The sequence below is a fragment of the Pseudomonas sp. CCC3.1 genome (genome assembly GCF_034347405.1).
Classification (GTDB): domain Bacteria; phylum Pseudomonadota; class Gammaproteobacteria; order Pseudomonadales; family Pseudomonadaceae; genus Aquipseudomonas.
On sequence record NZ_CP133778.1, the window covers coordinates 53,865 to 75,225 of the forward strand.

The following is a 21,361-nucleotide window of genomic DNA, read 5'->3' on the forward strand; positions in this document are numbered from 1 at the left end:
TCAGACCTCTGCCGGGGTGGCGGCGCGATTAAGTTCAGACAACGACAGATGGCGGTCGAAGAGCGGGGCCAGGCTTTGGTCATGACTCACAAACAGCAAGCTGGCGCCGGCCTCGCGGCACTCGGCAAACAGCAACTGGATAAAGGCTTCGCGTGCATCGGCGTCGAGGGCAGAGGTGGGCTCGTCGGCGATCACCAGCTCGGGTTGACCGATCAGTGCGCGTGCGGCGGCGACACGTTGCTGCTGGCCGATCGACAGGGCGTCGGCTCGTCGTTCCAGCAGCGCCGGGTCTTTAAGACCCAAATGTGCGAGCAGGGTTTGCGCGGCTTTATCGACACTGCCGTGGCGTTGTGCGGCGCGGCTGGCGCGCAGTTTGGAAAAGTGACAAGGCAGCTCAACGTTCTCGCGGACTGATAAAAACGGCAGCAAATTGAACTGCTGAAAAATATAGCCCGTGTGGTCGACCCGAAAACGATCGCGCGCCCCCGAGCCCAGCTCACTCAGTTCCTGGCCCAACAAACGAATGATTCCGCTGTTGGCTTTTTGTACACCGCCTAGCAAACCCAGAAGTGTGGTTTTGCCGCTGCCGCTGGGGCCTTTCAGAAACAGGGTTTCGCCGGGTTCAAGACGGAATGCAGGAATATCCAGCAGTACCGGCTGCCCGGGCCAACTGAAACTCAGGTCGCTGAGTTCGATGAGTGCTTGGGTCATGGAGAAGAGCTATCGCCTGCCAATGAGGGAGAGGGCGTAGGAGCGAGCTTGTCTCGCGATCTTTTGATCGTCTAAAAGCTCGCGAGGCAAGCTCGCTCCTACGGGATGTCAATAACTTAGAACTTCAGGCTGGATACTTTTGGCGTCAGCTCGGAGCCTTGTTGGCCGCTTCCACCGATCAGTTGCACCTTGATTTTCTGGGTGCCCGGGAAGGTCTTGAAGAACTGAGCCAGGTCCAGGGTTTTCAAGGCTTCGGGCTTGGCGCAAGTGAACGCGTAGTGGGCTTCAATATCGCTGTGATGGTGTTCCGCCTTTGCCCCGGCTGCTTCTTCAGGGGCGGCATCGAACAATGGACTTTCCAGGTCTTGTGCTTCCACTACGCACTCGGCAGCCTTCGGCAAGTTGAACAGCACCAGCGGGTTTTCCAGTTGCGCACGGGCAGAAGCGACTTTGGCCTTGTCGGCATCGGTGGTGGCGATGTGTTCAAAACCCACCAGGTTTATCGAGGGACCGTCGAGGTCCAGCTCAAGCGTCGGACCATCGAGCGCTACATTCAACGTCCCTACACCATGCTCATGGGCGCCAAGGCTGCCGTGTTCATGGTCGTGCTCGTCGTCGGCGTGGGCCATGACCAGCGGCAACAGAGCAAACGGCAGAGCAAGAAGCAAACGACGCATAGCACGACTCCAGCAATAGAAATAAAGACTTGTTATGTAATCTTATAACAAGGTTCGTGAGAGTTTGCCCGTGTGCTTGGCGTTCCGCAAGCTGCATGGGAGCATGCGGTCATGAAACTTAAGGAGCAGGACGATGGTGCGTATTCGCGGAACGATTGGCGACTGGCCAGTGGATCTGACCGTAGAGCTGGATGAGAGTGATTGGGCGAAACTGGGAGCACAATTGCCCATCAGTGAAGCGCCGAGCAGCCCTGCGCCGCTCAAGCCGGTGAGCCAGGACGATGCTGTGTGGGAAACGACCAAAGACTTGCTGCGCAAAGCCGGACAGATCAGCGGACCTGAACTGCTGGCGCAGTTAGAAGCGTTGACGGGCAGCACGGGTGCGGGCAAGCGGCTGTTAGTGCGCTTGCGTCATTGCAGCCAGGTCAACGTGCAGAGCGGCGCTGACTCCCCGCTCTATAGCTGGGTCGAGTAACATCGCAAACCGCCCTCTGTAGGAGCGAGCTTGCCTCGCGATCTTTTGATCTTTAAAAGATCGCGAGACAAGCGCCTACACAAACGCTTAATACAGCGCTGCAAACAACTTGCGACGGTAAGTCGTCACCAGCGGGTGGTCATTGCCCAGCAGGTCGAACACTTGCAGCAACGTCTTATGGGTAATGCCTTCGTTGTAGCTGCGGTTGCGAGTAAACAGCTTCAACAGCCCATCCAGAGCGCCTTCGTACTGCTGGCGTGCCAATTGTTGTATTGCCAATTGATAGGCCGCTTCATCATCCTGCGGGTTTTGCGCAACGCGGGTTTTCAAATCCGCCACATCGGGCAAATCTGCCGCCTGGCGCAGGAACGTCAATTGCGCCTTGGCACCCGCCAGTTCGGCTTTGTGCTCGTCGCTTTTAACGGCGTCCAATACCGCTTGGGCTTCGGCCAGTTCGTTGCGCTCGGCCAGGCAGCGGCCATAAAGAATCAGCGCCTTGGCGTTGGTATTGTCTTCAGTCAGGATGTTTTTGAGCAGCGCTTCGGCATCGGCAAAACGGCTTTCGGCAAACAACGCCTGAGCTTGCTCCAAAGGGTCTGCCTCGGCAGGCTCTGGCATCACAACGTGCGGCTCAAGCATGGCGCGAATGGCTGATTCGGGCTGTGCGTCCTGGAAGCCATCGACCACTTTGCCGTCTTTGAACAACACCACGGTCGGCAACGTGCGAATGCCAATGCGGCCAACCACATCTTGCTCAACATCACAGTTGACCTTGGCCAGTAGCAGTTCGCCCTGATAGTCCAAGGCGATCTGTTCCAGAATCGGCAGCATCACCTTGCACGGCGCGCACCATTCAGCCCAAAAATCCACCAGTACCGGTTGCTCGAAAGAGGCCTCAACGACCAGCTTGTCGAAGTCAGCGGAAGTCACGTCGAAGCTATAAGAAGGCGTAGTTTGAGTCATCGTGCGTCTCGAAACAGGTAAATGAAGGCAACTATAAAGGCTGAACAGGCAGGCTGAAAGCCGCACCCGTGCGTTGCGCGTGATACAGGCTCACGTTGCGAAACTCATGGGGCTCGGCAAGGTCCGGCAAGGTCAGTGCCTTGAGGCTGCCCAATTGCCGATACAACGGATGCTTGAAGTCCCGCACCCGAGAATCGGCCACCAGTGTCTGCTGGCCACGGGTTAAAAACTGATCCAGCAACGGCAGGTTTTCACGGTCGTACAGTACGTCTGCCACCAGGACCACGTCGAAGCGATCGGCTTCAGCGAAGAAATCGCTGGAGTAACTGAGTTGCACGTCATTGAGTTCGGCATTGGCTCGGCAGGCTGCCAGCGCCAAAGGATCAAGGTCGCAGGCGACCACCTCCAGCGCGCCCGCCTTGGCGGCTGCAATCGCGGCGATGCCCGAACCCGCGCCGAAATCCAGCACCCGCTTGCCTTGCACCCAGTCCGGCTGCTCGGCCAGATAACGCGCTAATGCCAGCCCGCTGGCCCAACAAAAGGCCCAGTACGGGGGCTCATAAAGAATGCGCCGGGTTTCGTCCGGGGTGAACGCGCGGTCCATGTTGTGGGCATCCATCAGCCACAGCTTGAGTGAGGTCTCAGGCAAGTCCGTGATCACCAGTCGCGCATCGCCGAGTAACGCCGCCAAAGACTGTTGCAGGTCGAGCGGTGTGTTCATGGTGCGCTGACAAACGCCAGGGTGCCCAGGGCTTGCGTGGTCGGCTGGCCGATGATTCGCGAAGGCAGGTGCAGAATCAATTGCCCGGACTGGCTGGCGCGGCCGCGTAATTCAACGCGCGCCCCGGCCGGGAAGGCGTCAGGATTAAAGCGCAACTTAAAGGGCAATGGCTGGTTATTACCGATGATCTTGCTGCTGGCCATCAGCCCTTGCGGACGCCCACGTTCGTCGACGATCAGCATCGCCAGTTCAACCTCAGCCCCCGCTGGCGCGCCCGTCAACACACCGCTCAGCTCGCGCTGATAAGCGGGCAGCGGACCCTGGTCAACCGGAGCGTCTGTTTCTGGCTGGGTCAGGACTTGGGCTTGTTGCGTTTTAGAAGGCCCACTGCTGCAGGCGACCAGCACGCTGGCAAAACACAGCAAAACAAACGTTCGTAGTGACATGGAAAGCTCCAGCGGCAGGTCAGTCGACGTAGCAAATTGTATAAAAAGGTAGTAGGCGGACTGTATACCGTAAAGCCTATGGCTTGTCTTGCCAGTGGGATGCGCTACCATGGCGCTCCCCATTTTTGTTGGCTGCCACCATGCACTGTCCCTTCTGCGGTGCCAACGACACTAAAGTCATCGACTCGCGTCTGGTTGCCGAGGGCGATCAGGTGCGCCGCCGGCGTGAATGCCTGGCCTGTGGTGAGCGTTTCACCACCTTTGAAACCGCCGAGTTGGTGTTACCGCGCCTTATCAAGCAAGACGGCAGCCGTCAGCCTTTCGATGAAGAAAAGCTGCGTGCCGGCATGCAACGTGCGCTGGAAAAACGTCCGGTGAGTGTCGAGCGCCTTGAAGCGGCGCTGGCCCATATCAAAAGCAAGCTGCGCGCCACCGGCGAACGCGAAGTCAAATCGCTGGTCGTGGGTGAACTGGTCATGGGCGAGCTGCAAAAGCTCGACGAAGTGGCCTATATCCGTTTTGCCTCTGTCTATCGGCGCTTCCAGGACCTCAACGAGTTCCGTGAAGAGATCGACCGACTCGCCCGTGAGCCTTCCAAAGAATGACTGTGTCCACTGAGCAAATCATCCTCGATGCCCATTACATGGCGCGCGCCATCGAACTTGCGCGCAATGGGCTGTACACCACTCACCCTAACCCGCGTGTGGGTTGCGTCATTGTGCGCGACGGGCAGATTGTCGGTGAAGGTTGGCACGTGCGAACGGGCGAGCCCCACGCCGAGGTTCATGCCTTGCGCGCAGCAGGCGAATTGGCGCGCGGCGCGACTGCCTACGTCACGCTAGAGCCTTGCAGCCACCACGGCCACACGCCGCCGTGTGCCGATGGCTTGCTCCATGCGGGTATCGCTCGCGTGGTTGCGGCCATGCAAGACCCCAACCCGGAAGTCGCGGGGCGCGGTCTCAAGCGTCTGGCTGACGCCGGTGTTGACGTGCGCAGCGGCGTACTCGAACAAGAAGCTCGTGCGCTGAACCCGGGTTTCCTCAAGCGCATGGAGCACGGCCTGCCGTTTGTGCGGGTCAAACTGGCGATGAGCCTGGATGGCCGCACCGCGATGGCCAACGGCGAAAGCCAATGGATCACCGGCCCGGCCGCGCGTTCTGCGGTCCAGCGTTTGCGCGCCGAGGCCAGCGTCGTGCTGACCGGCGCTGACACTGTACTGGCCGATGGCGCGCGGCTCACTGTGCGCGGGCCAGAGCTGGGCTTGAGCCCGGAATTGACAGCGCTGGCGCTCAGCCGCCCGCCGCTGCGCGTGCTGATCGACGGGCGTTTGCGCGTGCCGCTGGATGCGCCGTTTTTCAAGGCTGGCCCGGCGCTGGTTGCGACCTGCGTACCCCCGGCCGAGCAATACCGTACAGGCCCGGAATGCCTGGTGATTCATGGCGCCAACGGCCAGGTCGACATCCGTAAACTGCTGGTGGCGCTGGCCGCCCGGGGCGTCAACGAGGTACTGGTCGAAGCGGGGCCGCGTCTGGCCGGGGCCTTTGCCGAACAAGGCCTGGTCGATGAATACCAGATTTTTATCGCCGCCAAGTTCTTGGGGTCGACGGCTCGGCCTTTGCTTGAGCTGCCGCTGACCCATATGAGCGAAGCGCCATTGCTCAAAATTACTGAAATGCGCGCCGTGGGGGATGACTGGCGAGTCACCGCCATACCTGTGCCTTCAGCGAGCGTATAATTCACAGCCTTCGTTTTACGCAGGTTTTGTTTTCAAGGGGAACGTCCATGTTTACCGGCATCATCGAATCCATCGGCAGCATCCGTGCACTGACCCCCAAGGGTGGCGATGTGCGGGTTTACGTAGACACCGGCAAGCTCGACCTGAGCGATGTCAAACTCGGCGACAGCATCGCGATCAATGGCGTGTGCCTGACCGCCGTTGAACTGCCGGGCAATGGCTTTATGGCTGACGTCAGCCGCGAGACCCTCGATTGCACCGCATTCAACGACTTGAAAAGCGGCAGCCGGGTCAACCTGGAAAAAGCCCTGACCCCGACCACGCGTTTGGGCGGCCACTTGGTCAGCGGTCATGTTGACGGCGTAGGCGAAGTGATTTCCCGCGAGGAAAACGCCCGCGCCATCGAATTCCGTATCCGCGCGCCCAAAGAGCTGGCCAAGTACATTGCCCATAAAGGCTCGATCACCGTCGACGGCACCAGCCTGACGGTCAACTCGGTCAATGGCGCCGAGTTCTCGTTGACCATCATTCCGCACACCCTGAGCGAAACCATCATGGACGACTACCGTCCGGGCCGCCGGGTAAACCTTGAAGTTGACTTGCTGGCGCGCTACCTCGAACGCCTGCTGCTGGGCGACAAGGCCGCCGAGTCGACCTCGGGTGGCATCAGCGAAAGTTTTCTGGCCGCCAACGGCTACCTAAAATCCTGAATTAAGGGGGTGCCGCGTGGCGCTCAACAGCATCGAAGAACTGGTTGAAGACATCCGCCAAGGCAAGATGGTCATCCTCATGGATGACGAAGACCGCGAAAACGAAGGCGACCTGATCATGGCCGCCGAGTGCTGCAAGGCCGAGCACATCAACTTCATGGCGCGCTTTGCCCGTGGCTTGATCTGCATGCCGATGAGCCGTGAGCGCTGCGAGTTGCTCAAGCTGCCGTTGATGGCGCCGCGCAATGGTTCCGGCTTTGGCACCAAATTCACGGTCTCGATTGAAGCCGCCACCGGTGTGACCACCGGCATTTCGGCGGCTGATCGTGCGCGCACGGTACAAGCCGCTGCGGCAAAAGACGCCAAGGCTGAAGACATCGTCAGCCCCGGCCACATCTTCCCGCTGATGGCACAAGCCGGTGGCACCCTGGCCCGTGCAGGCCACACCGAAGCGGCGTGCGACCTGGCGCGCATGGCCGGTTTCGAGCCAAGCGGCGTGATCTGCGAAGTGATGAACGATGACGGCACCATGGCGCGCCGCCCGGAGCTGGAAACCTTTGCGGCCGAACACGGCATCAAAATCGGCACCATCGCTGACCTGATTCACTATCGGATGATCCACGAACGTACCGTTCAGCGGATTGCCGAGCAGCCACTGGACAGCGAACTGGGCCAATTCAATTTGGTGACCTATCGTGATTCAGTCGAAGGCGACGTGCACATGGCACTGACCCTGGGCAAAATCTGCGCCGAAGAACCGACGCTGGTCCGTGTGCATAACATGGACCCGCTGCGCGACCTGCTGATGGTCAAACAGCCCGGCCGCTGGAGCTTGCGCGCCGCCATGACCGCCGTGGCAGAGGCGGGCAGTGGTGTGGTGCTGTTGTTGGGTCACCCGCTGGACGGTGATGTCTTGCTGGCGCACATTCGCGAAACTGCCGATGCCGTGCCGGTTAAAAAACAGACCACTTACAGCATCGTCGGTGCCGGCTCGCAGATCTTGCGTGACCTCGGTGTGCGCAAAATGCGCCTGATGAGTTCACCAATGAAGTTCAATGCCATATCCGGTTTCGATCTGGAAGTTGTAGAATACGTGCCCTCCGAATAATGACCGGACATTTCCAGTCCCCAATTCGTGGCCCAATACCCTTAAAGAACGCGCGTGAGTGCGTTCTGGCTCTTTAATACGAGACATACCGAATGACCCTGAAGACCATCGAAGGTACCTTCATCGCCCCCAAAGGTCGCTACGCATTAGTAGTTGGCCGCTTCAACAGCTTCGTCGTCGAAAGTCTGGTGAGTGGTGCTGTGGATGCCCTGGTTCGCCACGGTGTGAACGAAAGCGACATCACCCTCATCCGTGCACCGGGTGCGTTCGAAATTCCGCTGGTTGCGCAAAAAGTTGCTCAGCGCAACGAGTTCGCCGCCATCATCGCCCTGGGCGCTGTGATTCGTGGCGGTACTCCGCACTTCGAATACGTTGCTGGCGAGTGCACCAAAGGCCTGGCTCAGGTGTCCATGCAGTTCGGCGTACCGGTTGCATTCGGTGTTCTGACCGTTGACTCGATCGAACAAGCCATCGAACGTTCCGGCACCAAAGCGGGCAACAAAGGCGCTGAAGCTGCGCTGTCCGCCCTCGAAATGGTCAGCCTGTTGGCACAGTTGGAGGCCAAGTGATTTCCGACGAAAGCGATCGTTTCAACCCGCGCGATCCAAAACCTGCGGATGCTGGCAAGCCATCCAAGAGCGCCAAGCGCCGTGAAGCGCGTCAACTCGCGACTCAAGCGCTGTATCAGTGGCACATGGCCAAGCAATCGTTGAACGAAATCGAAGCGCAGTTCCGCGTCGATAACGACTTCACCGACGTTGATGCGGCTTACTTCCGTGAAATCCTGCACGGCGTACCTGCGCACAAAGGCGAGATCGATGCGGCCCTGGTTCCGTGCCTGGACATCACCATCGAAGAACTCGACCCGGTTGAGCTGTCTGTTCTGCGCCTGTCCACCTGGGAACTGATCAAGCGTGTCGACGTGCCTTACCGCGTTGTGATCAACGAAGGTATCGAACTGGCCAAGGTTTTCGGCTCTACCGACGGCCACAAGTTCGTCAACGGTGTGCTGGACAAACTGGCGCCACGCCTGCGTGAAGCTGAAGTCAAGGCTTACAAGCGCTAATCCGCGCTGCTGGCCATGGGCGAATTTGAGCTGATCCGCAACTTCTTCGCTGCCGCGCCTTGCGCGCAAGGCGGCGTGGGTGTTGCTCTGGGCATCGGCGATGACTGCGCCCTGCTGGATGTTCCCTTCGGGGAACAGCTGGCGATTTCCACCGACACCCTGGTAGCCGGGGTGCACTTCGCAGATCCTTGCGACCCTTTCTTGCTCGGTCAGCGTTCGCTGGCAGTGGCGGCCAGTGATTTGGCGGCCATGGGCGCAACACCCCTCGCGTTTACCCTTGCCCTCACATTGCCGACGGTTGAAGCCGCCTGGCTGGATGCGTTTGCGCGCGGCTTGAACCTCATGGCGCAGGCATGCGACCTGCGCCTGATCGGTGGCGACACCACGCGCGGGCCACTGTGCCTGACCGTGACGGTGTTTGGGCGTGTGCCCAAAGGCCAGGCCCTTAGCCGCAGCGGTGCGCGCCCGGGGGACTTGCTGTGTGTGGGCGGGGAGTTGGGCAATGCCGCTGGCGCACTGCCGCTGGTCTTGGGCCAGCGCAGCACCACCCCGGCCATCGCCGAACCGTTGCTGGCGCATTACTGGTCGCCACAGCCGCAATTTGCGCTGGGCCAGGCCTTGCGCAGCAAAGCCACCTCGGCGCTGGACATCTCAGATGGCCTGCTGGCTGACTGTGGGCATATTGCACTGGCCTCGCGGGTGGGCTTGCAGATCGAAAACCATCGCGTACCCACCTCGTTGGCTCTGCAAGCATTTTTAGGCGACGCGGGTGCGCAGCAAGCGGCCTTGAGTGGCGGCGACGATTACGTACTGGCCTTCACCTTGCCAGCTGTTGAATTGCCGACCTTGCTTGCCGATGGCTGGCCGATCCACGTGATCGGCCGCGTGACTGAAGGGCAGGGCGTCAGCCTGATCGACGAACACGGCCAAGACATCACCCCGGCAACCCGTGGTTACCAGCACTTCGGCTCAGTCCCGTAGCAGCTGCCGCAGGCTGCGTCCGATTGCGAAGCGATCGTGAAATCAGGGTCCGCGGTTTAGCTATCAGCCCGCGTCAGCTGACTTTACGACGGCTGCGCCGCCGGACGCAGCCTGCGGCAGCTGCTACGGAATCGTGCGCAGAGCCATCAAACTTTTTGATCTTTATCTCCGATAATTCAGCCTAAGCGTCTGTAGGAACCTCCTGTTACAATGCCGCCTCTGCGAATCTCCAGTCCTCACACTGATCAGGAGCACACGGTGCCCGTCGTTTTCGTTGCCGCTTGCAAGTTACCCACCCCCTTTGCCGAATTCACCATGCATGGCTTCCTCGAGAAAGCCACGGGTCGTGAACACGTTGTGCTCAGTTTGGGCGACGTGGCGGATGGCGCTCCTGTATTGGGGCGAGTGCATTCCGAATGCCTGACCGGCGATGCCTTGTTCAGCCAGCGCTGTGACTGCGGCTCGCAACTCGAAGCCGCCTTGCAGGCCATCGCCCGCGAAGGCCGTGGCGTGCTGCTGTACCTGCGTCAGGAAGGACGCGGCATTGGTTTGCTGAACAAAGTCCGCGCTTACGAGCTGCAAGATGGTGGCGCCGACACGGTTGAAGCCAACGAGCGTCTGGGCTTTGCGGCCGATCAGCGTGATTACGCGATCTGCCTGCCAATGCTCGAACATCTGGGTGTGAAGTCGTTGCGTCTGATGACCAACAACCCGCGCAAGGTCAAAGCCTTGACCGACATGGGCATCACCGTGGCTGAGCGCGTGCCGCTGCACACGGGGCACAACCCGCACAACAAACTGTATCTGGCGACCAAAGCCAACAAACTCGGGCACATGATGGGCAATCAGCACCAAAGCGAGGCTGATCCGGCGTGACCCGGGGGCAAATCCGTCGCCGCCTGAGCTTCAGTTGGTGGCAGCAGTTGTTCCTGACGCTGCTGCCCTTGTTGCTGGTCACTCTTGTCTTTGGCACGTCTGAGCCGTTACTGCCGACACTGGCCATGCCGTTGTTTATCGCTGGCGTGGCCTCGATGTTTGTCACCCTGCGCTTTTTCGGTCCTTACAAACACGGCCTGATCGCCCTGCAAAAAGCCCTTGATACCCCGCAAGAACCCACTGCCTGGGCTGAACTGACGCGTGTTCGCCGCACGGCCTTGCTGGTCGCTGGCTTGCCGACCTGGATCGCGGCGCTGGCGGTCTTTGTCGGGCTCGAAGGTGTGCCGTTGTGTCTGCTGACCCTCTCCACGCTGGTGCTGTTTTACCTGTACCGCGTCCCGCGTCAGGTGGGCTGATGCGCCTCTGGCTGGCGGTCTTGCTGCTGGCCGTGGGCCTGCCCTGCATGGCCGCCCCCCGCGTTATCAGCCTGGCGCCGTCCTTGACTGAAACAGTGGTCGAGTTGGGGGCTGCCGATCTGTTGGTCGGTCGTCTCGATGCTGGCGAATCTTCGCCTGAACTCGCCGCCGTACCGTCTGTAGGCCGTTATGGGCAGTTGGACATGGAGCGCTTACTCAGCTTGCAACCCGACTTGATCTTGCTCTGGCCCGGCAGTGTTGGCGTTGCACAGCGCGAACAGTTGCGTCGCCTCAACATCCCGACCTACAGCGCTGAACCGAAAAGTCTCGATCAACTGGCTGACCAGGTCCAAGCCTTGGCGGATGCCTTGGGGCGCCCGCAACGTGGGCATGAACTGGCCGGGCAACTGCGTCAACGTCTGGCCCAACTGCGTGAGCAGTACGCGCGCGAAAAACCACTGCGGGTGTTTTATCAGGTCTGGGATCAGCCGTTGTACACCCTTGGCGGCGGGCAAATCATCAGTGACGCACTGGCGGTGTGCGGGGCGAGCAATGTGTTTGCTGATTTAAAACTGCCTGCGCCACAGGTCAGCATCGAGGCCGTGTTGCAGCGTAATCCCGACGTGATCATTGCCGGAACCCAGGGTCAACTGGACGCCTGGAAAGCCTGGCCGCAGATCGATGCGGTCAAGCATGGGCGCTTGTTGTTACTGAACGACAAAGGTCTGGAACGCCCGAGCGGGCAGATGCTGGAAGCGACAGGCAAGCTGTGTGAGCAACTGAAAAACACCGAACCCCTGTAGCCGCTGCCGAAGGCTGCAATGGGCTACGCAGCAGCCCCGTTTTTTGAATGTTGAGATTAAAAAGTAGGCGTCCAAGTAACAGCCAACTGCACCGAGCGTCGCGCTTCGCGATAGCCGTAATAGTTGCCGTCATAGCTGTACAACGCGCGGGTGAAGGTCTTGTCCAGCAGGTTATCGACCTTCAAATCGAGCCGGACTTCTGAGCTGGCTTCCCAGTTGCCGCGAAGCCCCAGCAGTCCATATCCGCCAATCGCTTGCGTGTTGTCTTCGTCATTAAAGCTGCTGCTCACCGCTTGCCACGTGGCGCCGACACCGAACAGGTCGAACTGGCGATCCAGATCCAGGCTCAACGTTCGGCGTGCCCGGCGGCTCAAGGTATGGCCCGTGTCGCGGTCTCGCGGGTCGATCATCGCAACGCCCAGGCTGCTCTGCCAGCCGAACCATTCCTGGCGCAAAGCACTTTCGAACCCTGTGATCCGCGCCGCGCCGATGTTCTGCGGGATAAAGTCAGCGTCGGCCACAATCGCGTCACGAATATCGGTGCGATAAAGCGACGTTTCCAGTCGGCTGGCGTCGCTCAACTGGCTGCGCCATTGCACTTCGTAGGTCTTGGAAGACTCAGGTTTAAGGTTTGGATTGCTGTAGTTCGGGTAGTACAAATCGTTGAACGTTGGCGCCCGAAACCCTTCGCTGTAAGACAGCAACACGTCGTTGTCACTGTTCAAGGGCCGCGTCAGGCTGGCGCTCCAGGTGTTGTGGCTGCCGAACTGCTGGTTCTGATCGTGGCGCAGGCCGATCTCGGTCGAAAATGAGTCGCCATGAAAGCGGTGTTGAACAAACGCGGCACGATTCCAACGGCTGTCTTCATCGAAAACGGTGCTGCTGCGCACCCTGTCTTCGTAGGCATCAGCCCCCAGAATCAGGCTGTTCTGCTCGTTCAGCGTCAGGTTGTTTTGCCAGTTCAATGACTCGCGATAGGTGTTGAAGCTATAAATGTCAGCGCTGAGCTTGTCGCGGGTCTTTTCGCGGTTTTCGCTGTGGCCCAACTCCAGACGTGAGTTCCAGTGGTCCGTCAGTTGCGCGTCGATAAAACTGCCGACACTGCTGATATCGAAATCGCTGTAGGGCTGCTGACCACTGACGCTCATCGTGTCGGGGTCCCAGCGTCCAAACGGGTTGTCGAACTCGGTTTTGCCGGTGTTCTTGATTGCCGTCAGGCCGACTTCAAGATCGTCGCTCAAGAAATGACTGAGGTTCAGGCTCAAGGACGTGTTGCGGTACGCGTCATGGTCGTTGTCGCTGGGGAAGGATGCGTGGGTACGATTAATGCCCGCCGTGCTTTCCAGGCTGCCGCTCAGGTTGTAGCGGGTTTGCGCATCGCCACCCGACACGCCGAGGCTGTTTTCTGTGCTGCCATAACTGCCCACTGCGCTGTGTAAACGCAACTGCGGCGGCTGGTCGGCGCCACGGCGGGTGAAAACCTGAATCACCCCGCCAATCGCATCGCTGCCGTAGATCGCCGAACGAGCGCCGCGCAGTACTTCCACGCGCTCAATCTGATCGATGTTCAGGTATTGCAGGTTGCTGTCGGCCGACGTGGCATTGGCCATGCGCTGGCCGTCGACCAGCACCAGGCTTTGTGCCGATTTGGTCCCGCGAATATAAATGCCCGGCAAAGAACCGCTCCCGCCACTGCTGGCCACTTGCACGCCTGGCACCCGGCTTAGCAGGTCGGTGAGGCTGGTGGGTTGCAGGCGGTCGATGTCGTCGCGGGTGAACACCGTATTGGCGCTGCTGCTGTCTGCGCGCGCTTCAACCTGGCGGCTGCCGGTGATCAATGTTTGCGGGAGTTTGAGCGCATCTTCGCGCTCAAGGGTGTCGGCCAATAAAGGGCTGGCGGGGATAAGTCCGAGTAACAGTGCGAAGTGTTTCATGGGGTCCGAACTCTGTAGTCGCTGCCGCAGGCTGCGATAAGGACCGCAGGGTCTTCGAGAAACGGGTTGCTATGCAACCCTTCGCAGCCTGTGGCAGCGACTACAGTGCTGTTTTTATAATCCCAGCAATTGCATGCGCTGGCGCACCGACGCTTCAATGCCGGCCGCATCCAGACCGCATTCAGCCAGCATCTGGCTCGGCTTGGCGTGTTCGACGTAGACGTCCGGCAAGCCCAGATGCAGCACCGACTTGAGCACGTTTTCACGGGCCAGGAACTCACTGACCGCCGCGCCTGCACCGCCCATGATGGCGTTCTCTTCAAGGGTCACCAGCAACGCATGGCTGTCAGCCATTTCGCGTACCAGCGCTTCGTCCATTGGCTTCACAAAACGCATGTCGACCACGGTGGCGTCGATTTTTTCCGCAACCTGCAGGGCTTCAGCCAATTGCACGCCAAACACCAGCATCGCCACGTTGCTGCCTTGACGACGAATCACCCCTTTGCCGATTTCCAGCGGCTCAAGGGTTTTCTCGATTGGCGCATTCGGGCCTGTGCCGCGCGGGTAGCGCACCGCTGCCGGACCGTTGTACAGATGGCCGGTGGTGAGCATTTTGCGCAATTCGTTCTCATCGCTCGGAGTCATGATGACCATGCCCGGGATGCAGCGCAGGAAAGACAGGTCGAAGCTGCCTGCGTGGGTCGGGCCGTCTTCGCCCACCAGACCGGCACGGTCGATGGCGAACAGCACGTCCAGGTTTTGCACGGCAACGTCATGCACCAGTTGGTCGTAACCACGCTGCAAGAACGTCGAATAAATCGCGACAACCGGTTTTGAACCTTCGCAGGCCATGCCCGCAGCAAAGGTGACGGCGTGCTGCTCGGCAATCGCAACGTCGAAGTAACGCGATGGGAAGCGCTCACTGAACTTGATCAGGTCCGAGCCTTCTTTCATCGCTGGCGTAATACCCACCAAGCGTTGATCTTCTGCGGCCATGTCACACAGCCAGTCGCCAAACACCGCGGAGTACTTCGGCCCACTCGATACTTTGGGTGCGACTTTTGGCGCATCCAGTGGCTCAAGCTTGGTAATCGCGTGGTAGCCAATCGGGTCGGCTTCGGCCGGGGCAAAGCCTTTGCCCTTTTTAGTCACGATATGCAGGAACTGCGGGCCTTTGAGGTCACGCATGTTGCGCAGCGTCGCGATCAGGGTCGGCAGGTCGTGGCCATCAATGGGCCCGATGTAGTTCCAGCCCAGCTCTTCGAACAGGGTGCCGGGCACCAGCATGCCTTTGGCGTATTCTTCGGTGCGGCGGGCAATTTCCCAGGCACCGGGCAGGCGCGACAGTACTTTTTTACTGCCTTCGCGCATGCTGGCGTAGGTGCGGCTCGACAGGATTTTGGCCAGGTAATTGGACAATCCACCGACATTGCGCGAAATCGACATGTCGTTGTCGTTAAGGATCACCAGCATGTTGGCATTCACTTCGGGCGCGTGGTTCAGCGCCTCAAAGGCCATGCCTGCGGTCAGTGCGCCGTCGCCAATCACCGCGATGGCCTTGCGCTCGCTGTTTTGCAGGCGGGCCGCAATGGCCATGCCCAAGGCGGCGCTGATCGAGGTGCTGGAATGGCCGACGCCAAAGGTGTCGTACTCGCTCTCGGCGCGGCGCGGGAATGCCGCAACGCCGTCCTTCTGGCGCAGTGTTGCCATCTGGTCGCGACGGCCGGTGAGGATCTTGTGCGGATACGCCTGATGACCCACGTCCCACACCAGCCGGTCATCCGGGGTGTCAAACACGTAGTGCAACGCGATGGTCAGCTCAATGACCCCAAGACCGGCACCAAAATGCCCGCCTGTCTGGCCAACGGTATAGAGCAATTCCAGGCGCAATTCATCGGCCAGGGTTTCCAGCTCGGCTTCCGCTAAACGGCGCAGGCCAACAGGCGTGCCCGCTCGGTCGAGCAGGGGCGTAGTTGGGCGCTTGCGGGGAATCTCTTGAAACGTCGTTGGCATCAGGCGAATCGTTATAGGTATAGAAAGAGGCGGCAGTTTACCTTAACGAACGTAAGCTGCCCACGCAGTCTGGTATTCCTTAGTCAGACCTTGGCATTACTTGCTGTGCGAAATAATCGCTTGCAACAGGCTTAGTGGCGGCGTTCCACGATATAACGCGCCAATTCTCTCAAGGGCTCTGCCGCTGCATCAAAAGGTCGCAGGGCAGCGAGCGCCTGATCGCGCAGCTCCAGGGCATAGCGTTTGGCTTGCTCCAGCCCCATCAGTGCCGGGTAGGTAGGTTTATCGCGTGCAACGTCAGCCCCTTGGCGCTTGCCCAGGGTGGCGGTGTCACTTTCAACATCCAGAATGTCGTCCTGAACCTGAAACGCCAGACCAATGGCCCGCGCATAGACACTCAGCGCCTGCAAGTCAGCCGGTTGTGCACAACCGCTGGCCAGAGCCCCCAGTTGCACGCTGGCTTCTATCAGGGCGCCGGTCTTGTGCCGGTGCATGTATTCCAGCGCGGTTTGATCCAGCTTGAGCCCGACGGAGCCCAGATCAATCGCTTGTCCGCCCACCATCCCTGCCGGGCCTGCTGCGAAGGCCAGGGCCGTCACCATGCGCAAGCGCGTTTCGGCATCCAGGGTATTGAGGGTGGGGTCGAGCAGGGCGCTGAAGGCCAGGCTTTGCAGGCCATCGCCCGCCAAAATTGCGCACGCTTCATCGAACGCCTTGTGGGTCGTTGGTTGGCCGCGTCGCAGATCATCATCGTCCATTGCGGGCAAATCATCATGCACCAGCGAATAGGCGTGGATCAGCTCCACCGCACAGGCCGCGCCGTTGGCCTGCTCGGGCGCACTGCCCAGGGCTTCGCAGGCGGCATAGGCCAACAACGGCCGAACGCGTTTGCCACCATTCATCACGCTATAGCGCATGGCCTCGTAAAGACGGGCCAACTCCGGCGCGGGAGCTGCAAACAAGCGCTCAAGAGCCGCGTTGACGCGGGCCTGGCTGCTGGTTTGGTAGGCATCAATCATTCTGGCTGTTCCGCATCAAAGGGCTCTTGCGCGATCTCTCCATCACGCTCAAGCAGGATTTGAACTTTCTGCTCCGCTTGAGCCAGTGCTCCCTGACAGTCACGGGTCAGGCGAATGCCTTGTTCGAAGGCGGTCAGTGAGTCTTCCAGTGACAGTTCGCCGTTTTCCAGGCGCTCAACCAGCGTTTGCAGGTCAGCAAGGGACTGCTCGAAATCCAGGGAAGCTTTTTTGCGGGCCATGGCAGCGTTCTCGGTAGGCGTTAAAACCGGCTGACACTAGCAGACAGCGGGTTTTGGGGCAAATCGAGGGGCTGTTTAACCCACCTGCGTGTGGGGCAAATCTGTTTAGTGCATGGTTTTTGTCGACACGTGATAACGATTGTTGAACCAACCCCTTCTGAATCGATACCCGCTTCATCGGCAGGGGATAAGCGAGTGCATTACTTGGCTTATTAACACTCAAACGGAGTGTGTTTTTTCGGGCTGTTTTAGGTGAGGACTTTTCTCTTCGGATTGAGGAAGCGTCTGACATTTTTCCTTTGTTCGATCACTTATGGTCTCGTCACTTGAATGGACTCGGTAATGCGCAGTGACATGTTCTTTTTATGCCTATAAAGCGTTTGTGCGGCCTTGCACATTGGGGTGCAGGCCGTCATGACGTACTCCAGCAAATTGTTTGCCCATCTGATTGCCTTGGCCAAAGCCCCTGTTTTCAAAGACAGCTTTGCCGGTAACGACGTGCGCTTCTCGAATGAGTTCGAAGCCCTTGAGCGCGAGATAGGCAAAGCGTATTCCATGACCGAAAACAACCAGATCGACTGGTTCGTTGTTCATGAGCAAAGCGAGGCCATGTTGCGCGATCAGTCCAAGGACCTGCGCGCCGCCGTCTGGCTGACATGGGCGCTTTTTCAGCGCGAGTCTTTTGCAGGGTTGCTGGCAGGTCTGGGTTTGTTGCATCACCTGTGTACCGAACAGTGGGCGCACATTCACCCGCTCAAATTGCGTACCCGTACCGCCGCTATCAGTTGGCTGGTGGGGCGCCTGGACCGGGCGCTGAACGAAAACATCCCGATCAAAGAGCAACTGCCGCTTTTTCGGCACATGGTCCAATTGCTGATGGAGCTGGAGAGCACGCTGGCCAAGTATTTGGGCGATGACGTGCCTTTATTGCTACCGATCTGCCGTCGCCTGACCCGAATGGTCCAGCGTGCAGTAGACAGCCAGCCCGAAACAGGCGTGATTGCGTCGGCGGTGGCGCAGGTCAAGCACGTTGCCACGCAGTTGATGGAGCCCAATGCGGTCATCTACAGCGAAAAAGATGCCCTCAAAGCGTTACGCCAGCAGCAAGACAGCGCGCGGGCACTGTGTATCTGGTGGTTAAAGCAAAAGGCGACGGACCTGCGTGCATTACGCCTGAATCGCACCCTGACCTGGCTGGCGATCGACACCGCTCCCGAGCGTAATGCTGAACAGATCACGCCTCTGCGCGGGGTCCCGGTCGACAGGCTTAAACGCTACAGAGAGCGATTCGAGCAGGGCCAATTTGCCGATCTGGTGGTGGACCTTGAAGCCAGCCTGGCCAAGGCCCCGTTTTGGTTCGACGGCCAGCGCATGGTCTGGGAGTGCCTGAGCGGCTTGAAGGCCGAGCTGGCGATGCGTGAAGTGGAGCTTCAATTTGCCTTGCTGCTTCAGCGTTCGCCGAACCTTGTGGACCTTCGTTTCAGCGACAACGTGCCGTTTGCCGACCAGCAGACCCGGGCCTGGATCACCGCCCAGGTCATGCCTCACCTCACCCGAAGCGAGCCGGACAGGGTCGAATCAGACACCGCATTACCCGCCTGGGAGGTTGCCCTCGAAGAGGCGCAAGAGGTGTTTCGTGTCAGTGGTTTCAAGCCAGCCGTGCAGTTGATCAAGCGTGGATTGATCCTTGCTCACGGGGAACGGTTGCGTTTTTTCTGGCAACTGGCCCTCGCCCGATTGTGCTTCCAGGCCAAGAAATACGAGCTCGCGAGGACCCAGCTCGAAATGCTCGACGAAGTGCTTCATCGCTCCGGGTTACAGACCTGGGAACCGGATCTGGTACTGGAAGTTTTGCGCCTTTTGCATCGCTGCTGCGAGCTGCTGCCGCAAAACCACGAAGTGCGAGAGCGCAAGGACGAGATGTATCGCAGGTTGTGCCACCTCGATCTTGAAGTGGTACTCGAATAGGCCTTAGGGCCACACACACGCAAGGAAAAAACGTCATGGCCAAAGAAAGCTCGGTAGCCCCCAAGGAACGGATCAACATTACGTTCAAACCCGCTACTGGCGGCGCTCAAGAAGAAATCGAACTGCCGTTGAAGCTGCTGGTGCTGGGTGACTACATCCATCGTTTTGACGAACGCAAGCTTGAGGACCGCAAGCCAATTTCCATCGACAAAATGACCTTTGACGAGGTGCTTTCCAAGCAAGGGCTGGAACTGACCTTGAGCGTGCCCAACCGCTTGCAGGGCGAGGACAGCACCTATGAGCTGGCAATTGCGTTGCGCGTCAATGCGATGAAGGACTTCAACCCGGCGAGCCTGGTTGAGCAAATCCCCGAACTGAAAAAACTGATGGAGCTGCGTGATGCCTTGGTTGCGCTCAAAGGCCCGCTGGGCAACGCCCCGAGCTTTCGCAAGGCGATTGAAGGCGTACTGGCCGACGACGTCTCGCGCGCTCGAATACTGAGCGAGCTGGATTTGCTTCCGGCATTGGACGTTTGAGCCCCCCATCAGTAAAGGAAGTCACACAATGAGCACCCATGCCGCACAGCAACAAGACGATAAAAGCACCGCATACAGCGTCCTTGACGACATCATTGCGCAAACCCGACTAACGCCCGACGACGACGCCTATGGCATTGCCAAGCGGGGTGTGGCGGCCTTTATCGAAGAACTGCTGAAACCACAAAACCAGGGTGAGCCGGTCAAGAAGGCCATGGTCGATCGCATGATCGCCGAGATTGATGCCAAGCTCAGCCACCAGATGGACGAAATCCTTCACCACCCGACGTTCCAGTCCATGGAGTCGGCGTGGCGTGGTTTGCAATTGCTGGTTGATCGCACCAACTTCCGCGAAAACATCAAGATCGAAATCCTCAACGTCTCGAAAGAAGACCTGCTGGAAGATTTTGAAGACTCGCCAGAAGTCATGCAGTCCGGCCTCTACAAACACATCTATACCGCTGAGTACGGCCAGTTCGGTGGTGAGCCGGTAGGCGCGATTATCGCCAACTACTTCATGACCCCAAGCTCGCCTGACGTGAAACTCATGCAATACGTGTCGAGCGTTGCGTGCATGTCCCATGCCCCGTTTGTGGCATCGGCCGGCCCCAAATTCTTCGGGCTCGACAGCTTCACCGGCATGCCCAATCTGAAAGACCTGAAAGACCATTTCTCCGGGCCGCAATTTGCCAAGTGGCAGAGCTTTCGGGAGTCCGAAGACTCGCGCTACATGGCGTTGACCGTGCCGCGTTTTTTGCTGCGCAGCCCGTACGACCCGGAAGAAAACCCGGTCAAATCCTTCGTGTACAAAGAAACCGTCGCCAACAGCCACGAGCATTACCTGTGGGGCAACACCGCCTACACGTTCGCCTCCAGGCTGACCGACAGCTTTGCCAAGTTCCGCTGGTGCCCGAACATCATCGGCCCACAAAGCGGCGGCGCGGTTGAAGACTTGCCGCTGCACCACTTCGAAAGCATGGGCGAAATCGAAACTAAAATTCCGACCGAAGTGCTGGTGTCTGACCGTCGCGAATACGAACTGGCCGAGGAAGGTTTCATTTCCCTGACCATGCGCAAAGGCAGCGACAACGCCGCGTTCTTCTCGGCTAACTCCGTGCAAAAGCCGAAGTTCTTCGGCAACAGCGCCGAAGGCAAAAACGCAGAGCTGAACTACAAGCTCGGCTCACAACTGCCTTACATGATGATCATCAATCGCCTGGCGCATTACCTGAAGGTTTTGCAGCGCGAGCAGTTGGGGTCGTGGAAAGAGCGCTCCGACCTTGAGATTGAACTCAACAAGTGGATTCGCCAGTACATAGCCGATCAGGAAAACCCTAGCGCCGAAATCCGTGGCCTTCGCCCCCTGCGCTCTGCGCAAATCGTCGTCAGTGACGTCGAAGGCGAACCCGGCTGGTACCGCGTCAACCTCAACGTACGACCGCACTTCAAGTACATGGGCGCTAACTTCACCTTGTCGCTTGTTGGCAAGCTGGACAAAGAGTAACGGGAGCTGGGCATGGCGGCATACGGCAGCCTTTTTGAGCGATTGGGCGGGGAGGCGGATCAACGCCTCGGCTGGAGTCGGGAAGCCAGCGCGCAGGCGTCCGTGGCTGCTCACTTGGCCAAAATGCTCAGCACCCGTGCGGGCAGCGTGCAAACGCTGCCCGACTATGGGCTCCCCGACCTTAACAACATGCGTTTGAGTCTGCATGACGCGCTTACACAGGCGCGCAAGGCCATTGAAGAATTTATAGAGCGCTATGAACCGCGCCTGAGTCAGGTGCAGGTCATCTTCTTGCCCAATGACGACGATTTGTTGCGTCTCGCTTTCAGTCTGCAAGGGTGGCTGGAAGTGGAAGGGTCCAAGCGTCAGGTCAGCTTCACCGCGCACCTCGATGGCGGTGGCCAGGTCAAGGTGCGCTAGACCGCGCGATGGTCGTGCCCAACTTCCCTGCTGCTTTCCC

24 protein-coding genes are annotated in these 21,361 nt (G+C 59.1%); 15 read left to right on the forward strand and 9 right to left on the reverse strand.

Translation table 11 applies throughout. The features are described from left to right. Window positions 1-711, reverse strand: a complete 711-nt coding sequence (locus RHM56_RS00320) for an ABC transporter ATP-binding protein (protein ID WP_322237363.1) — start codon at window positions 709-711, stop codon at window positions 1-3. Between the two features lie 116 nt (window positions 712-827). Then, window positions 828-1,388 carry a DUF2796 domain-containing protein gene (locus tag RHM56_RS00325; RefSeq protein WP_322237365.1) on the reverse strand — a complete coding sequence of 187 codons (561 nt, stop codon included), beginning with the start codon at window positions 1,386-1,388 and terminating at the stop codon, window positions 828-830. 133 nt (window positions 1,389-1,521) lie between these two features. Between RHM56_RS00325 and RHM56_RS00330 the strand changes: the two genes are divergently transcribed. Continuing rightward, window positions 1,522-1,863 (forward strand): hypothetical protein, encoded by a 342-nt coding sequence (locus RHM56_RS00330; RefSeq protein WP_322237368.1) that lies wholly within the window; start codon window positions 1,522-1,524, stop codon window positions 1,861-1,863. A gap of 87 nt (window positions 1,864-1,950) precedes the next feature. Here RHM56_RS00330 and RHM56_RS00335 read toward each other — a convergent pair whose 3' ends face one another. Genes RHM56_RS00335 through RHM56_RS00345 form a run of 3 tightly spaced genes read right to left on the reverse strand, consistent with a single transcriptional unit; the run spans window position 1,951 to window position 3,993 of the window. Then, window positions 1,951-2,826 carry a co-chaperone YbbN gene (locus tag RHM56_RS00335; protein WP_322237370.1) on the reverse strand — a complete coding sequence of 292 codons (876 nt, stop codon included), beginning with the start codon at window positions 2,824-2,826 and terminating at the stop codon, window positions 1,951-1,953. Window positions 2,827-2,857: 31 nt separating this feature from the next. Then, on the reverse strand, window positions 2,858-3,547 hold the full coding sequence (locus RHM56_RS00340; protein WP_322237371.1) for a class I SAM-dependent methyltransferase: 690 nt from the start codon (window positions 3,545-3,547) through the stop codon (window positions 2,858-2,860). Next, the gene (locus tag RHM56_RS00345) at window positions 3,544-3,993 is read right to left on the reverse strand and encodes a YbaY family lipoprotein (RefSeq protein ID WP_322237373.1); all 450 of its coding nucleotides are present in this window, start codon (window positions 3,991-3,993) and stop codon (window positions 3,544-3,546) included. Before RHM56_RS00345 ends, RHM56_RS00340 begins: the two co-directional genes overlap by 4 nt. A gap of 140 nt (window positions 3,994-4,133) precedes the next feature. Here RHM56_RS00345 and nrdR point away from each other — a divergent pair, with 140 nt between their 5' ends. The 10 genes from nrdR to RHM56_RS00395 all read left to right on the forward strand — a co-directional run bounded on the left by nrdR (window position 4,134) and on the right by RHM56_RS00395 (window position 11,688). Next, on the forward strand, window positions 4,134-4,598 hold the full coding sequence (gene nrdR / locus RHM56_RS00350; protein WP_003444283.1) for a transcriptional regulator NrdR: 465 nt from the start codon (window positions 4,134-4,136) through the stop codon (window positions 4,596-4,598). Continuing rightward, a complete protein-coding gene (ribD, locus tag RHM56_RS00355; protein WP_322237376.1) occupies window positions 4,595-5,728 on the forward strand; it encodes a bifunctional diaminohydroxyphosphoribosylaminopyrimidine deaminase/5-amino-6-(5-phosphoribosylamino)uracil reductase RibD in 1,134 nt (377 codons plus the stop codon). Before nrdR ends, ribD begins: the two co-directional genes overlap by 4 nt. Before the next feature lie 47 nt (window positions 5,729-5,775). Continuing rightward, window positions 5,776-6,438, forward strand: coding sequence for a riboflavin synthase (locus RHM56_RS00360; protein ID WP_322237378.1), 663 nt, complete (start codon window positions 5,776-5,778; stop codon window positions 6,436-6,438). Window positions 6,439-6,454: 16 nt separating this feature from the next. Continuing rightward, window positions 6,455-7,546, forward strand: coding sequence for a bifunctional 3,4-dihydroxy-2-butanone-4-phosphate synthase/GTP cyclohydrolase II (gene ribBA / locus RHM56_RS00365; RefSeq protein ID WP_322237380.1), 1,092 nt, complete (start codon window positions 6,455-6,457; stop codon window positions 7,544-7,546). Window positions 7,547-7,638: 92 nt separating this feature from the next. Next, window positions 7,639-8,115 (forward strand): 6,7-dimethyl-8-ribityllumazine synthase, encoded by a 477-nt coding sequence (gene ribE, locus RHM56_RS00370; protein WP_059763753.1) that lies wholly within the window; start codon window positions 7,639-7,641, stop codon window positions 8,113-8,115. Further along, entirely contained in the window at window positions 8,112-8,612 is a 501-nt protein-coding gene (gene nusB / locus RHM56_RS00375; protein WP_016779229.1) for a transcription antitermination factor NusB, read from the forward strand. The genes ribE and nusB overlap by 4 nt, the downstream gene beginning before the upstream one ends. Window positions 8,613-8,627: 15 nt before the next feature. Next, complete coding sequence (thiL, locus tag RHM56_RS00380; protein ID WP_322237383.1) at window positions 8,628-9,593, forward strand: thiamine-phosphate kinase; 966 nt, start codon at window positions 8,628-8,630, stop codon at window positions 9,591-9,593. Between the two features lie 258 nt (window positions 9,594-9,851). Beyond that, window positions 9,852-10,469, forward strand: coding sequence for a GTP cyclohydrolase II (ribA, locus tag RHM56_RS00385; protein WP_322237386.1), 618 nt, complete (start codon window positions 9,852-9,854; stop codon window positions 10,467-10,469). Beyond that, entirely contained in the window at window positions 10,466-10,885 is a 420-nt protein-coding gene (locus RHM56_RS00390) for an MFS transporter (RefSeq protein WP_322237389.1), read from the forward strand. Before ribA ends, RHM56_RS00390 begins: the two co-directional genes overlap by 4 nt. After that, a complete protein-coding gene (locus RHM56_RS00395) occupies window positions 10,885-11,688 on the forward strand; it encodes a cobalamin-binding protein (protein WP_322237392.1) in 804 nt (267 codons plus the stop codon). The genes RHM56_RS00390 and RHM56_RS00395 overlap by 1 nt, the downstream gene beginning before the upstream one ends. Before the next feature lie 56 nt (window positions 11,689-11,744). Here RHM56_RS00395 and RHM56_RS00400 read toward each other — a convergent pair whose 3' ends face one another. From RHM56_RS00400 to RHM56_RS00415, 4 genes are all read right to left on the reverse strand, one after another. Continuing rightward, window positions 11,745-13,622, reverse strand: coding sequence for a TonB-dependent receptor domain-containing protein (locus tag RHM56_RS00400; protein WP_322237394.1), 1,878 nt, complete (start codon window positions 13,620-13,622; stop codon window positions 11,745-11,747). 114 nt (window positions 13,623-13,736) lie between these two features. Further along, window positions 13,737-15,635 carry a 1-deoxy-D-xylulose-5-phosphate synthase gene (dxs, locus tag RHM56_RS00405; protein ID WP_322237396.1) on the reverse strand — a complete coding sequence of 633 codons (1,899 nt, stop codon included), beginning with the start codon at window positions 15,633-15,635 and terminating at the stop codon, window positions 13,737-13,739. Window positions 15,636-15,766: 131 nt separating this feature from the next. Next, entirely contained in the window at window positions 15,767-16,654 is an 888-nt protein-coding gene (gene ispA, locus RHM56_RS00410) for a (2E,6E)-farnesyl diphosphate synthase (RefSeq protein ID WP_322237399.1), read from the reverse strand. Then, complete coding sequence (locus RHM56_RS00415; RefSeq protein ID WP_322237402.1) at window positions 16,651-16,893, reverse strand: exodeoxyribonuclease VII small subunit; 243 nt, start codon at window positions 16,891-16,893, stop codon at window positions 16,651-16,653. The genes ispA and RHM56_RS00415 overlap by 4 nt, the downstream gene beginning before the upstream one ends. 414 nt (window positions 16,894-17,307) lie before the next feature. Here RHM56_RS00415 and tssA point away from each other — a divergent pair, with 414 nt between their 5' ends. From tssA to tssE, 4 genes are read left to right on the forward strand one after another with little or no spacing between them, the layout of a single operon-like run. Further along, the gene (gene tssA, locus RHM56_RS00420; RefSeq protein WP_322237406.1) at window positions 17,308-18,861 is read left to right on the forward strand and encodes a type VI secretion system protein TssA; all 1,554 of its coding nucleotides are present in this window, start codon (window positions 17,308-17,310) and stop codon (window positions 18,859-18,861) included. Between the two features lie 35 nt (window positions 18,862-18,896). Next, window positions 18,897-19,397, forward strand: coding sequence for a type VI secretion system contractile sheath small subunit (tssB, locus tag RHM56_RS00425; RefSeq protein WP_322237408.1), 501 nt, complete (start codon window positions 18,897-18,899; stop codon window positions 19,395-19,397). A gap of 28 nt (window positions 19,398-19,425) precedes the next feature. Continuing rightward, a complete protein-coding gene (tssC, locus tag RHM56_RS00430; RefSeq protein ID WP_322237411.1) occupies window positions 19,426-20,901 on the forward strand; it encodes a type VI secretion system contractile sheath large subunit in 1,476 nt (491 codons plus the stop codon). 12 nt (window positions 20,902-20,913) lie between these two features. Continuing rightward, window positions 20,914-21,321 carry a type VI secretion system baseplate subunit TssE gene (tssE, locus tag RHM56_RS00435; protein WP_322237413.1) on the forward strand — a complete coding sequence of 136 codons (408 nt, stop codon included), beginning with the start codon at window positions 20,914-20,916 and terminating at the stop codon, window positions 21,319-21,321. The last annotated feature ends 40 nt before the right edge of the window (window positions 21,322-21,361 follow it).

Bases quoted from the DNA above. Each gene is read 5' to 3' on its own strand.
- dxs (WP_322237396.1), bottom strand. From the start codon at position 15,635: ATGCCAACGACGTTTCAAGAGATTCCCCGCAAGCGCCCAACTACGCCC.
- tssC (WP_322237411.1), top strand. From the start codon at position 19,426: ATGAGCACCCATGCCGCACAGCAACAAGACGATAAAAGCACCGCATAC.
- ribD (WP_322237376.1), top strand. From the start codon at position 4,595: ATGACTGTGTCCACTGAGCAAATCATCCTCGATGCCCATTACATGGCG.
- RHM56_RS00400 (WP_322237394.1), bottom strand. From the start codon at position 13,622: ATGAAACACTTCGCACTGTTACTCGGACTTATCCCCGCCAGCCCTTTA.
- nrdR (WP_003444283.1), top strand. From the start codon at position 4,134: ATGCACTGTCCCTTCTGCGGTGCCAACGACACTAAAGTCATCGACTCG.
- RHM56_RS00415 (WP_322237402.1), bottom strand. From the start codon at position 16,893: ATGGCCCGCAAAAAAGCTTCCCTGGATTTCGAGCAGTCCCTTGCTGAC.
- tssE (WP_322237413.1), top strand. From the start codon at position 20,914: ATGGCGGCATACGGCAGCCTTTTTGAGCGATTGGGCGGGGAGGCGGAT.
- RHM56_RS00325 (WP_322237365.1), bottom strand. From the start codon at position 1,388: ATGCGTCGTTTGCTTCTTGCTCTGCCGTTTGCTCTGTTGCCGCTGGTC.
- tssB (WP_322237408.1), top strand. From the start codon at position 18,897: ATGGCCAAAGAAAGCTCGGTAGCCCCCAAGGAACGGATCAACATTACG.
- RHM56_RS00335 (WP_322237370.1), bottom strand. From the start codon at position 2,826: ATGACTCAAACTACGCCTTCTTATAGCTTCGACGTGACTTCCGCTGAC.
- RHM56_RS00395 (WP_322237392.1), top strand. From the start codon at position 10,885: ATGCGCCTCTGGCTGGCGGTCTTGCTGCTGGCCGTGGGCCTGCCCTGC.
- RHM56_RS00320 (WP_322237363.1), bottom strand. From the start codon at position 711: ATGACCCAAGCACTCATCGAACTCAGCGACCTGAGTTTCAGTTGGCCC.
- RHM56_RS00345 (WP_322237373.1), bottom strand. From the start codon at position 3,993: ATGTCACTACGAACGTTTGTTTTGCTGTGTTTTGCCAGCGTGCTGGTC.
- ribE (WP_059763753.1), top strand. From the start codon at position 7,639: ATGACCCTGAAGACCATCGAAGGTACCTTCATCGCCCCCAAAGGTCGC.
- RHM56_RS00330 (WP_322237368.1), top strand. From the start codon at position 1,522: ATGGTGCGTATTCGCGGAACGATTGGCGACTGGCCAGTGGATCTGACC.
- tssA (WP_322237406.1), top strand. From the start codon at position 17,308: ATGACGTACTCCAGCAAATTGTTTGCCCATCTGATTGCCTTGGCCAAA.
- ispA (WP_322237399.1), bottom strand. From the start codon at position 16,654: ATGATTGATGCCTACCAAACCAGCAGCCAGGCCCGCGTCAACGCGGCT.
- RHM56_RS00360 (WP_322237378.1), top strand. From the start codon at position 5,776: ATGTTTACCGGCATCATCGAATCCATCGGCAGCATCCGTGCACTGACC.
- thiL (WP_322237383.1), top strand. From the start codon at position 8,628: ATGGGCGAATTTGAGCTGATCCGCAACTTCTTCGCTGCCGCGCCTTGC.
- RHM56_RS00340 (WP_322237371.1), bottom strand. From the start codon at position 3,547: ATGAACACACCGCTCGACCTGCAACAGTCTTTGGCGGCGTTACTCGGC.